Raw genomic sequence first — 12,657 nt, 5'->3', positions numbered from 1 at the left:
GGGCCCGCCCGGTGCCGCGCACCGCCGTTGTCAGGCCGCGGGAGCGAGCGCGGCCCAGTGGGTGGCGCGGCCGGTCTCCCAGCGGTCGCCGTGCGCCGAGGCGACCTGGTCCACGATGGTCAGGCCCCGGCCGTGTTCGCAGTCGCCGCAGCTGGCGGCCCATTCCCCGACGGAGGGAGCCGGTCCGCCGTCGGTGACCTCGACGCGGACCTGTCCGGTTCCCCGGTCGCGGTCCACATGGAGCACGATGGGCGGCCGTGCGTATTCGAAGGCGTTGGTGACGAGTTCCGAGACGACCAGCAGGACTCCGTCGGCAGTGACTGCCGGTACCTGCCAGCGCCGGAGGGCTTCCTTGGTGAGCCTGCGGGCCTCTGCGGGGGCTTCGGGCCGATAGGAGAGCGTCCAGCTCTCTTCCTGGGCCGGCACTGGCTGCCGGCCCCGACATTGACCCGCTTCGACGGTGTCCATCCCCATCCCTCTCGTTGTACCTGTAGGTACAACACGGCTGGGTCACCGCCGATTCCGCAGGCCGCGGGCTACGTAACGGGGTCGCGCCGGTGCAGCAGGACACCGACTCCGTCGTCCAGGGCGAGGGTGCCGCGGGGCACGACCACGAGGTCCGCACCGGTGCTCGCCGCGGCGCGCAGCAGGGCGGCCCCGGCGGGTTCCTCCGGCCCGGTCCACAGGTGCCCGGGCGGCGGCGGGGGATCGTTGACCAGCACGGCCGCCGCCCGGGCGCCCCGCAGCGCGTCGACGACGGCCGCGGTGCCCTCGCAGGCGGTGCGGTCCCGCGCCCGCTGCACCCGGTAGGCCTCCAGGCGGGCCCGGTCGGCGGCGTTGAGGCGGCCGCCCAGCGCACGGGCGAGGAGCTCCTCCGAAGGGGCCGGGCCGGAAGTGCCGGCGGGACGTGCGGTGCCGACCGTGACGAGGTCGCTCCTCAGGTGTTCCGGCATGTGGTCGACCAGCATCTCCGCCGTCCGGGGGTCGCCGGGGTCGCGGCCCAGCACGAGCACCTCGGCCGCGCCGCGGTCGGCCAGGTCGCTCAGGTCCCCGGCCAGCTGTGGCGCGGTCAGGGGCCACTCCTGCACCGGGACGGTCTGCCGGACAGCCGGGTCCGGGTCGGGGCGCCCGGCCGGCCAGCGTCCGGTCCGGGCGGCGACCCGGATGCCCTCGCCGTCCTCGGTGCGGCCGACGAACAGCTCCATATAGGGCACGTCCGGGGCGCGCTGCACCACCAGCGGCAGGGCGTCCGGCAGGGCCTCGAGCCCGGCCGTGTCGCGCGGTGGCGGTTCGGGCAGTTCCTCGGCCAGCACGAGTTCCCCGCGGGTGGCGAACAGGGCCTGGCCGTGCCGTCCGGGCAGGTCGTCGTCGGTGCCCACGGCGGCGTGGAGTGCGTGGACGGTGGCCGGGTCGGCGCCGTGGGCCGTGAGGTCGTCCCGCAGGTGCCGCCAGCGCCGTGCGATGACGCGGTCGGGATCCTCGATGTCCCGGGAGGTGTCCAGGTAGGCGCTCGCCCACGGGCCCGGCCGGGTGAACAGCGGTTGCAGGAACGACAGCTTCATCAGGGTGCCTCCCGGAGCGGGCTCCCGAGGCCGGCAGGCGACCGGGGCCCGTGCGATCGGAGTGTGCGCCGGCAGCCGATGCCGGCCCCCCCTCGTGGCTCCCCGTACCCGTGCGGTGATCCCTTATGCGTGGCGGCCCGGGCAGCGGGCCGTCCGGGCCGTCACGGGACTCAGGAGAGGCAGCCGACGTGCGCGAGGGCCTGCCGCAGCAGTACGCCCTGACCGCCCTGCATCTCCTGCTGCAGCTGCGGCGACGACGCCTCCTGCGGGGTGAACCACACCAGGTCGAGCGCGTCCTGCCGGGGGTGGCAGTCGCCCGCCACCGGGACGACGTAGGCCAGCGACACCGCGTGCTGCCGCGGGTCGTGGAAGGGGGTCACGCCCTGTGTCGGGAAGTACTCGGCGATGGTGAAGGGCTGCGGGGAGACCGGGATGCGGGGCAGTGCCATGGGGCCGAGGTCCTTCTCCAGGTGCCGGACCAGCGCCTCGCGGACACGCTCGTGGTGGAGCACCCGCCCGGAGACGAGGGCGCGGCTGACGCTCCCGTCCGGCCCGATGCGCAGGAGGAGACCGATGTGTGTCACCTCCCCGCTGTCGTCGACCCGCACGGGCACGGCGTCCACGTAGAGGATCGGCATGCGTGCGCGGGTCAGCTCCAGGTCGTCCGGAGACAGCCAGCCGGGCGTGGTTTCGGTCATGTCGGCCATCGGGTGATCGTACGCGGAGAGAACGCCACGTGGGGGCGATCGACGGCGTGCGCCGCGAACCTGCTCGACACGTGCGGTCAGGCCCGTTCCCCTCCTGCCCTGAGCTCGGCGAGCAGCGCGTAGATCGTCGAGCGGGACGTCCCGAGGGCCTCGGCGACGACGGGTACGGCGCCGCGCCTCGCGAAGACCCCGGCCCGTTCGAGTTCGCCGAGGACGGCGAGGCGGTCCGTGCGGTCCAGGCGTTGGGCGGGCCGGCCCCGGGCGCGGACACGGGCGGCGATGACCCGGTCCACCTGCCGGGTCCACCCCTCCGCCAGGGGCGTCTGCTCGCCTGGTGCGGCGGCCGGAGCGGCGAACGCGGTCAGGACGGCGGCCGCCCGGTCAAGCGGCGTGCGGTCCAGGTGGACGCAGAGCACGGCCGACGCGGTGCCGTCGGCGTCGCGCAGCACCGCGCTGACGGAGGACACCCGCCGGCCGCCGGGGAGCAGCGTCTCCCGCGGGCCGTCGACGTCGTCCGCCGGACGCCCCGGCGGCCCCAGCTCGCCCGGCAGCGCCCGGTCCCCGGCGGTACGTCGCGTGACCGGGTTCCAGACGGCCAGGACGCGCTCGTCCCTGACGTCGTGCAGGACCACTTCGGCGTGCGGGCTGAGGAGCCTGGCCACGGCCTCGCAGGCCGGCCCCCACAGCGCGACGCGCGCATCGATGTCGTCGTCCACCCGGAACGCCTTCCTTCCCTGTTGACCGCCCCGCGGCTCCGGCGAGCCGGCCGTGGCCGCGGGGAAGGGCCGTCGTGTCTTGTGGCGGTGCCGGGCGGAACCGTTGCGCTACGGTGCCGCGGGCCGGTTTCTGAGCGCCTGCCAGAGGATCCGGTAGAAGTCCGCGTAGCTGCGCTCCACGTGGACGGCGAGGGACCGCGTCTCCTCGTGGCGCTCGCCGAGGCGGTTGATCGGCACCGTCATCGCCGCGTGGTGCTCGATGTGCAGGTTGTTGCCGTTGGTGAACCAGGTGCTCAGCCAACTGCCGCGAATCGAACGTGTGTTGCGCAGCACGTCCGTCGTCTGCGTGTCGCACAGCAGGTGCTCCGGGAGTTCCACCAGGAAGTGCAGCGGGACGGCGAGCAGCAGCGGGAGGACCCACAACCGCAGCACGTACTCGCCGTGTCCGAGGAACGCCAGGACGACCGCGCCTCCCACCGCCGCGCCCAGCAGGGCGTGTTCGGTCACGATCCGCCGCCGCATCGCCGGGGCGATGTGCCCGAACGCGTACGTCCAGCGTCCCGTGACCGCGCGTACGACGTCCGCGCCGACGGTGCCCAGGCGCGGGTAGTCCAGCAGCCCGCGCAGCAGCGCCCGGAAGGTCAGCGGCCCCCGGGTGTCGAAGCCGAAGAACTCCGTGTCCTGCGGGGTGCCCAGGTAGCGGTGGTGCTGCAGATGGCGCACGCGGTAGTGGCTGTAGACCACGAGGAGCGGCATTCCCAGGGGCACGCCGACCAGCCGGTGGGGGAACGCGCGCCGGAAGGCGGAGTGGTGCAGGCACTGGTGCTGCAGCTCGACGGCGTGGGTGAACATGGCCGCCAGCAGGACGATCCCGGCACCCGCCGCCCACAGGTTCCGCTGCAGTGCCAGCGCCGCTGCGGCGCAGGTGAGGAGCGCCAGGACGGCCAGCTTGGCGAGGAAGACCCGCTCGTCGAAGGACGTCACCCGCAGCCGTGCGAACAGGACGGCCGCAGTGGCGGGCGGGGCGCTCTCGCGCTCGGGGAGGAGCCGGTCAACGGCCACTGAGCACCACCACGTGGGTACCGGGCACCAGGCCCTCGGACCGGGCGGTGCGGAGCAGTCCCGCAAGGGCGACGGCCCCGGCGGCGGTGGGGAACGCGCCGTGCTCGGCCAGCGCGTCGCGGGCGTCGCACAGTTCCCGGTCGTCGGCGCCGATGACGGTACCGCCGGTGGCCGCGATCGCCGCCATGGCCTCGTCGCCCTGCAGGGCGTGCCAGTTGACGAGCGGCTGGTTGTGGTCGGTGGTGGAGACGGACTCCGGCGGCAGGGTCCGGTACGGGCCCGGCCAGCAGGTCACCATCGGGTTGTTGCCGGCCGAGCCGACACCGTTGATCACCGTGTTCCAGCCGAGCAGCTCCAGTTGGCGCCGCACGGCGATGGCGGTCGTGCCATTGCCGACGGGCAGCCAGATCGCCGCGGGGGCTTCGGGCAGTGCGGCCCGCAGCGCGGACACGACCACGCCGTGCCCCTCGAACACGGCCTCGACGTACGGGCCGTCCACGTTGCCGTCGACGCAGTCCCCGGTGGTGGCCAGCCGGCGGGACTCGTCCACGGCGTCCTCGTAGGCCCCGTCCACGAGGTGGACGCGGGCTCCGGCGGCTTGCATCGCCTCGCCGCCGTCGCTCCAGCCGGCGGGGAGGACGACCGTGCACTCCACCCCGGCGACCTGGCAGGCCGTCGCCATGGCGCGCCCGTAGTTGCCGCAGGTCGCGATGGTGACGTGCCGGTGGCCGTCGGCCACGGCGCGGGCCACGACGGCGCGGGCGGCGGGTTCCTTGTGGCTTCCCGAGGCGTAGCGCGTCTCGTCCTTGACCAGGACCCGGGCGCCGGGCACCAGGGCGGAGACGTCGATGAGGGGGGTGCCGAAGGCGTCCGAGGGCGCTTCGGCGGACAGCGGTGCGGGGGTGGGCATGTCGGTTCCTTCGGGGGTGGTGGACGGACGTGCCTCCGGTGCCCGGCACGGTCGTGCCGGGCACCGGCGTGCGGGGGTGTCAGACGCGGGCCGTGACGAGCTGGGAGTCGGCGTGGCCCTGGAGGTCGTCGAGGTCGCCGAGCTCCGCCGGGGGCAGGGCGTCGGGCAGGTCGTCCTCGAGCAGGCGCAGCCGGGGGTTGGCCCAGCCGCGGGCCGCCCAGCCCAGTTGCAGCAGTCCGCTGACGACGACGAGCAGCGCGAGTCCGCGTCCGGGCCCCGTGCCGAGCAGTACGCCGACAGTGTCCGCAAGGGCGCCGGCGGGTTCCAGGAGCGGCGTCACGTAGTGCTCGGCCAGGGGGCCGACGACCAGGTAGCCGAGCGGCATGGTCAGCATCATCAGCGTCATGAAGATGGCCAGTACCCGGCCCTGGAGCTCCAGGCCGACCTTGGTCTGGACCAGGGCGATCCAGTGGCCGTCGGCCAGGGACTCGCCGAAGGCCAGCAGGAACATCCCGGCCACGATCAGCGGCGGGCTGGCGAAGCCGACCATCGCCATCGCCAGGCTGGCCACCGCCATGGAGATGATCAGGCCCTGTGCCCTGCGGGCGGTGCCGCCCCACAGACCCATCACCAGGCTGCCGCAAAGGCCGCCGACACCGGCGGCGCCGAGTGCCGCCCCCAGCATGAAGGGGGACTGCTCGATGAGCAGCATGGGCGTGATGACCGCGAACCCGAGGGTGTAGAAGGCGTGGTCGATGACGAAGAAGCGCAGCGCGGCGCGGAGCCCGGGCCGGCGGGAGATGTAGCGCCAGCCGCCGGTGATCTCCCTGCCGAACGACTCGTCACGGCGGCGGAAGAGGGTGTCGGGGAAACGGACCGCCAGCAGGGTCACGACTCCCGCCGCGAAGCTGCACACGTCGATCATGATCACGCCGGAGACCCCGATGACCCCGATCAGCCCGGCGCCCATCATGGGCGCGAAGACCGTGCCCACACCCACGCCGAGCTGGCTGATGCCGTTCGCGTGCCCGAGGTACCGCTTGGGGACGAGCTGGGCCACCGCGGCCAGGTAGGCGGGGCGCTGGAAGGCGCCCGCGACGGAGGTGACCGACACGGCCAGATAGATCTGCCACATCTCCAGACCGCGGCCGAGGACCAGCAGGCCGAGCCCGCCCATCGCCAGCCCCGCCACCGCGTCGCTGGTCAGCATGATCATGCGGCGGTTCCAGCGGTCCGCCACTGCTCCTGCCAGCGGCCCGGCGAGGATGCCGGGGAGCATGCCCACCGCGTTGACCACCGCGAAGTCGGCGACCGAGCCCGTGCGCTGGTACACCCAGATGCTCAGGACGAGCGTGCTCAGGCTGCTGCCGATCATCGACAGGAACTGGCCCAGTGCCACGACGGCGAACCGGGAAAGACTCGGCCTGGTGTCCCTGGTGTCCCTGGTGTCCCTGGTGTCCCCGGCGCCCCTGGCTCCGGCCGCCCGCCGCCCGCGCGGCGGAACCGGCTCGTCCGCCCTGTCCGCCACCGGCTGCCCGGCGTGCCGGACCCCGTCCTGCGGCGGGACGTCCGGCGGGAGCGGTGGCCCCTGCCACCGCTCCGCGTGCTCCACCAGCGTCCGGGCCAGCGGTTCGGCGTGCGTCTTGACGAAGAAATGGCCCGCCTTCGGCAGCACCGCCAGGGAGACGTCGTCCGCGAAGTGTTCCCACTCGTGGTGGCGTTCCTGGTAAAGCTCGGTGACCCGGTCCCTGGAGCCCACCACGCTGAGCACCGGGGCCCGCAGCCTGGGTGCCGCGGCGCCCTGGTAGGCCCTGGTGTAGTACTCCTCCGCGTCCCGGGCGTCGTGCCGCACGTTGCGCAGCACGAACTGCTCCTGCTCGGGGTCGTCCAGGTCGGTGAAACCGCCCCGCGCCCGCAGGTAGGACAGGTACTCCCGGTCGGAGGTGAGCCAGTCGGTGGGCACCAGCCGGTGCACCCAGTCGAAGAACCGCCCGGGGAGCCGCGCCGTGGGGAAGCTCGCGCCCAGGCCGACGCCCACGACGTCGACGCCCGCGGCCTCCGCCTGGCGTGCGACCTCCAGCGTCACCGCCGTGCCCAGGCAGTGCCCGTAAAGCATGACGGGACCCTTCACCGCGCCGAGTTCCGCCACCACCCGGGCGGCGACCTCGGCGCCCGGCAGCAGCACGTCGTCCGGCCTGCTCATGTCGTGACCCGGCAGCTCGACCGCGTAAAGCCCCCACTGCGGGGGCAGTTGCTCGGCCAACGGCCGGTACGCGACGGCGCTGCCGCCGGAGAACGGCACGGCGACGACCGTGACGCCGCCCGCGCCCGGATCCGCGTCATGCCCGGTCAGCCGGTGCAGCAGAGACGCCGGTTCCGCCCGCTGCTCCTCGCCGCGCTCCGCGCGGTCCGCGAGCAGCGCGGCGAGCGCGCGCACCGTCGGGGTGCGGTACAACTCCACCAGGGCCAGCCCCGGGTCGATCTGCCGGACGATCCGCAGCGCCGCGAAGGAGTCCCCGCCGAGGGAGAAGAAGCTGTCGTCGATGCCGATCGCCTCCTCCTCCACGCCCAGCGTCCCGGCCCAGATCGCCGCGATGCGCCGCTCGGCCGCGTTCCGGGGGGCGGTGCGCGCCGGGGCGTCGGAGGCGTCGGACGGGGCCGGCAGGGCGCGCCGGTCGAGCTTGCCGTTCGGGGTGAGCGGCAGCCGCGGCAGGAACACCACCCGCGCGGGCACCATGTGCGTGGGCAGCCCGGTCGCCAGGGCCTCGCGCACCGCCGCCTCGGTGAGCGCGGCCTCCGGCGCCGCCACGAGGTAGCCGACGAGCTGGGCGGTCCCGGAGGGCAGGGTGTGCACCGCGGCCGCGGAGGCCGCCGCCCCGGGGAGCGCGCCGAGTGCGGCCTCGACCTCGCCGAGTTCCACCCGGTAGCCGTTCACCTTGACCTGGTCGTCCAGACGGCCGAGGAAGTCCACGGTGCCGTCGCGGCGGTAGCGCGCACTGTCCCCCGTCCGGTACATGCGCGCGGTGCCGTCCGCGCCGTCCGGGGCGGCGTACGGGTCGGGGACGAACCGCTCCGCGGTCAGCTCCGGCCGCTCGTGGTAGCCGGGCGACACCCCGGCGCCGCCCAAGTGGAGTTCACCCACCACACCGGGCGGCACCGGCGCCCCGTAGGCGTCCAGCACGTACACCCGGTTGTTGGGGAACGGACGGCCGATGGGCAGTGGCGCCTCGGCGGGCAGGTCGTCGACGTCCCCGTCGAAGTACACGTTGTCGACGGTGACCTCGGTGACGCCGTACGCGTTGACGACCCGGTTGCCGGGGCCGACGAGACGCTGCGCCCGCTGGTACTCGCGCACCTGCCACTTCTCGCCGCCGCCGATCAGCAGCCGCACGAAGTCCAGGCTCTCACCGGCCTGTTCGGCGTGGGCAAGCAGCGCCCGCAGTACGGCCGGCACCAGTTCGGTGCACTGGACGCCCTCGTCGCGCATGAGCGCGTAAAGCTCCGCCGGGTCCAGCAGCGTCTCGCGCGGGACGACGACGAGCCGGCCGCCGGTGCAGTGCGCGCGCAGCGTCTCGCCGACGAACATGTCGAAGGAGAAGCTCGCGGCCTGCTGGTACGTCCAATCGGGGTCGAGGTCGTAGGCGCGCTGCCACATGGCCGCGGCGTGCACCAGATTGCGATGGGTCACCACCACGCCCTTCGGGCGGCCGGTGGAACCGGAGGTGTAGATGACGTAGGCCGGGTCGTCCGGCGTCCCGACGGGCACCGGATCGGAGTCCGCCGCGGCGTCGACCAGCGCGGCGTCACGGTCGAGCGCGAGGACGGCCGTACCCCCGGGGGCGTCGGGGGCTCCCTCGAGGCCGAGCAGGGTGACCAGCGCCACCGGCCGGCTGTCCTCGAGCATGTAGCGCAGACGCTCGCGCGGGTACGCCGGGTCCAGCGGCACGTAGGCGCCGCCCGCCTTGAGGACGCCCCACATCGCCGCGAACAGGTCGATCCCGCGGTCCAGGCAGATCGCCACCCGCTCGCCCGGGCGGACGCCGCGCTCACGCAGCAGGTGGGCGATGCGGTTCGCCCTCCGGTTGAGCCAGTCGTAGCTGACGGTCCGCCGGCCCGAGGTCAGCGCGGGCGCGTCCGGCCGCCGCGCGACGCAGCGTTCGAAGACCTCCTGCAGGCTGTGCGCCGGGGGGATCTCGGCGGCGCTGTCGTTCCAGGTACGGAGGACCGTGTGGCGCGCGGCCTCGGTGAGCAGCGGCAGCCGGCCCACCTCGGTGCCGGGCTCGGCGGCCGCGGCGTGCAGGAGGGTGAGCAGGTGGTCCACGAAGGCCTCGACCCGCTCGGCGTCGAAGAGTTCGGCCGCGTAGTCGACGGTCAGAACCGGTCCGTCCGCGGGGAAGTCCAGGCCGATCGCCAGGTCCGCCATGGTCGCGGCGGGCGCCTCGTCCCCGGCGTAGGCCAGGAGCGGGTCGCGCGGCGCCGCCGTGTTGTGCACGGTCACGCTCACCCGGCTCAGCGGGTCGAGCCTGCTCCCGCCGGCCCGCCGCACCGCCGCCGCGATCTCCGGCAGCGGCAGGCCCTGGTGCTCCAGGTCGCGAAGGACCGCGTCCCGTACCCGGCCCAGCAGCGCGGCGAAGCTCGGCTCGCCCGTGAGATCGCCGCGCAGCGGCAGGATGTTGAGGACGGAGCCGACCACGCGGTCCAGCGCGGGATCCTCCCGTCCCGCCACCGGCGCCAGGACCGTCACGTCGCTGCGCCCGCTGTACCTGCCGAGGACGACCTGCACGCCCGCCAGGACGACCATGAAGAGGCTGACCCGGTGCTGCCTGGCGCACGTGTCCAGCAGCGCGAGCGACGCCGGGTCGAGGTCGCGGGCGACCCGGGCCGCGCGGTGGGTCGCCACGGCGGGCCGCGGACGGTCCGCGGGGAGCTCCAGGTCCAGGTCGGCGCCGTCGAAACGGTCGCGCCAGTACGCCGCGAGCCCGGCGTCACCGGACACGGCCGTCCCCTGCCGGGCCACCTCCGAGAGGCGGTCGGCGGCGGCGTGGCGCGGCTCGAGACCCGCGCTCAGGTCGCCGTAGACCTCGGCCAGCGCGTCCCCGAGGACGCCCACGGACCAGCCGTCGAAGACCAGGTGGTGGACGGCGAGGAGGAGTTCGTCCCCGTCCGGCGTGCGCAGCAGCACCGCGCGCGCCACCGGGCCGCGCTCCAGGTCGGTCCGCTCGGTCACGATCCGGCGGCGCTCCGCGGCCGCCCGCGCCCGTGCCGCGTCCGGCGCCAGGTCCCGAAGATCGACCTCGCCGTACGGGACGGTCGCGGAGCGGTCGACGTCCGTCACCGGCCCGTCGCCCTCGTACGGGAAACGGGACACCAGGGCGGGGTGGCGTGCGGCCAGTACGGCGAGGCACCGGGGCAGCAGCTCGGGGCGGACGGGATCCGCCCACCGGTAGCGGATGCCGATGGTGTGCACCGGAAGTTCGGGGCTCACCTGTTCGGCCATCCAGAAGTCCCGCTGCAGCGCGGTGAGCGGGAAGCGTGACGGCTCCTCGGCCGGGCGCTCCTCACCGGGCTCGCCGTCGCGCGCGGAGGCAGCCGGCCCCGGAGCGGCGTCGGCGGCGGGGACGACGCCGGCGACCTCGGCGAGCGTCGGTGCAGCGTAGAGCGCGCTGAGCGTGAGCTCAGCCCCGTGCGCGTGCCGCAGCCGGCTGATCATGCGGATGGCGGAGAGCGAGTCCCCGCCGAGGGCGAAGAAGTCGTCGCCGGGACGGATGTCAGCGGCGCCGAGCAGTTCCCGCCACACGGCGGCCACGAGCGCCTCGGGCGAGGAGCCCCCTGCGCCGTCCGCAGCGACCGGGGGTACGGGCGACGGCGCGGCGGCCAGCGCCGCGCGGTCCACCTTGCCCTGCACGGTCAGCGGGAAGGCGGCGTGCACGGAGAAGACGGCGGGCACGAGGTAGTGCGGCAGCCGGGCGGCCAGCTCGCGACGGACGGCATCGGTGCCCGGCGCGCCGTCCTCGGTGACGAGGTGGGCCGCGAGCCGCGGCGCGCCCGCGCCCTCGTCGACGAGGACGACGGCGTCCCTGACGCCGCGCACCTCGCGCAACGCGCTCTCCACCTCGCCCGGTTCCACCCGGAAGCCGCGGATCTTGACCTGCTGGTCGAGCCGGCCCAGGTACTCCAGGTTGCCGTCCGCCAGTCGCCGCACCCGGTCGCCCGACAGGTACTCCCGCCGCCCGTCAGGTCCCTCCCGGAAGCGGTCCGCGGTCAGGTCCGGACGCCCGAGGTAGCCGGTGGCCACTCCCGTGCCGCCGATGCGCAGCTCGCCGGGCTCACCGAACGCCGCCGTCGTGCCGTCCGCGGCGACGACCCGCACGGTCACCCCGGACAGGGGCGTGCCGATCGGCACGGGTCCGCCGCCGGTCCACGTGGTGAGGTCGGCGGCGGTCGCCACGACCGAGGTCTCGGTGGGGCCGTACGTGTTGAGCAGCCGCACCCCGGAGCCGACCTGCGCCTGCCAGCGGGTGACCGCCTCCGGGTGGACGGCCTCACCGCCGATGATCACGGTGCGCACTGTCGCGGGGAGCGCGGCCTCGCCGCGCTCGAGCGCGCCGACGAGCTCGTGCCAGTACGCGGTCGGCAGGTCGAGGACGGTGACGCCGAGTCCGGCGCAGCGGTCCAGGAAGACGTCGGGACGGCTGATCATGTCCTCGTCCCGGACGACGACCGTGGCGCCGGCGGTGAGCGGCGGGAAGATCTCCTCCACGCTGGCGTCGAAGCTGAGCGAGGCGAACTGCAGCACCCGGTCGGTGGGGGAGAAGCCGTAGCGCTCCCCGGCCGCCCGGCAGAAGTGCGCCAGGGCGCGCCGCGGAACGACCACGCCCTTGGGCCGACCCGTCGAGCCCGAGGTGAAGACGACGTACGCGGGGTCCTCCGGCGCCGCGGCCGTGCCCGGCAGGGGAGCGGTTCCGGCGGCGTCCACCGCGATGACCGGCGTCCCCGCCGGGAGGGAGCCGGCGATCCCGTCCGTGCCGCCGGCCGGGACGATCACCACTCGGGGGGCGGCTTCCTCGACCATCACCGCCAGCCGCGCCGCCGGGTAGCCCGGGTCGAGCGGCAGGTAGGCGGCTCCGGCCCGCAGGACCGCGAGCATCGCCGTGACCGCGTCCCGGCCCCGGGGCAGGGACAGGCCCACCAGGTCCCCCGCGCGCACCCCGTTCGAGTGCAGCGCCCGCGCCAACGGCTCGACGGCGGCCAGCAGTTGGGCGTAGGTGGAAGTGCCCGTCGCGTCGACGACGGCCGGGGCGTCCGGGGTCAGCCGAGCCTGCTCCTCGATCGCGGCGAACACGTCCGACGACGCATTCTCGATGGCGCCGAAGGTGACGGCATCGGCCACCGTGGGTCCGGCCGGAGCGGCCGGGTCCACGGCCGGTGTAGTGCGCACGCGATCTCCCTGGGAGCTGTCCCTGCACTGTGGCGGCACCAAGCGGAACGCCTCGGTGAATTTGTGGGACGCGCGCGACGATGATGTGAATGATCTCGGTCACCTCGTCTGCGATCACATGAATGGAGCGTGGTGAAAAGGCAGTTGACGCAAATGCGACGCCGTGACGAATGGTCATTTTGTAGGGGCTGCCGGATCCGTGCCGCGCGGGTCGGCCATCGGTCCGGCGGTGGTGCGATGCTGGAAGCAGTGGATCATCGCC

General features: G+C 74.4%; 7 protein-coding genes. All 7 read right to left on the bottom strand.

The features are described from left to right. Window positions 1-30: 30 nt before the first annotated feature. Window positions 31-426, bottom strand: coding sequence for an ATP-binding protein (locus PV342_RS04465; RefSeq protein WP_400800931.1), 396 nt, complete (start codon window positions 424-426; stop codon window positions 31-33). A gap of 110 nt (window positions 427-536) precedes the next feature. Next, window positions 537-1,562: a baeRF2 domain-containing protein gene (locus PV342_RS04460; RefSeq protein ID WP_500315844.1), complete on the bottom strand. Its 1,026-nt coding sequence runs from the start codon at window positions 1,560-1,562 to the stop codon at window positions 537-539. Window positions 1,563-1,732: 170 nt separating this feature from the next. Continuing rightward, window positions 1,733-2,269, bottom strand: coding sequence for an NUDIX hydrolase family protein (locus tag PV342_RS04455; protein WP_026250738.1), 537 nt, complete (start codon window positions 2,267-2,269; stop codon window positions 1,733-1,735). A gap of 77 nt (window positions 2,270-2,346) precedes the next feature. Further along, complete coding sequence (locus PV342_RS04450) at window positions 2,347-2,985, bottom strand: PAS domain-containing protein (protein WP_400800925.1); 639 nt, start codon at window positions 2,983-2,985, stop codon at window positions 2,347-2,349. 108 nt (window positions 2,986-3,093) lie between these two features. Then, on the bottom strand, window positions 3,094-4,047 hold the full coding sequence (locus tag PV342_RS04445; protein WP_500315843.1) for a fatty acid desaturase family protein: 954 nt from the start codon (window positions 4,045-4,047) through the stop codon (window positions 3,094-3,096). Next, window positions 4,037-4,957: a pyridoxal-phosphate dependent enzyme gene (locus tag PV342_RS04440; RefSeq protein ID WP_500315842.1), complete on the bottom strand. Its 921-nt coding sequence runs from the start codon at window positions 4,955-4,957 to the stop codon at window positions 4,037-4,039. The genes PV342_RS04445 and PV342_RS04440 overlap by 11 nt, the downstream gene beginning before the upstream one ends. Before the next feature lie 79 nt (window positions 4,958-5,036). Continuing rightward, window positions 5,037-12,395: a non-ribosomal peptide synthetase/MFS transporter gene (locus tag PV342_RS04435; protein ID WP_500315841.1), complete on the bottom strand. Its 7,359-nt coding sequence runs from the start codon at window positions 12,393-12,395 to the stop codon at window positions 5,037-5,039. Between the last annotated feature and the right edge of the window lie 262 nt (window positions 12,396-12,657).

It is taken from the genome of Streptomyces sp. PA03-3a, assembly GCF_033792735.1.
Classification (GTDB): domain Bacteria; phylum Actinomycetota; class Actinomycetes; order Streptomycetales; family Streptomycetaceae; genus Actinacidiphila.
The sequence above is the reverse complement of the archived record's forward strand: the minus strand, read 5'-3'. Positions and strand labels throughout refer to the sequence as shown.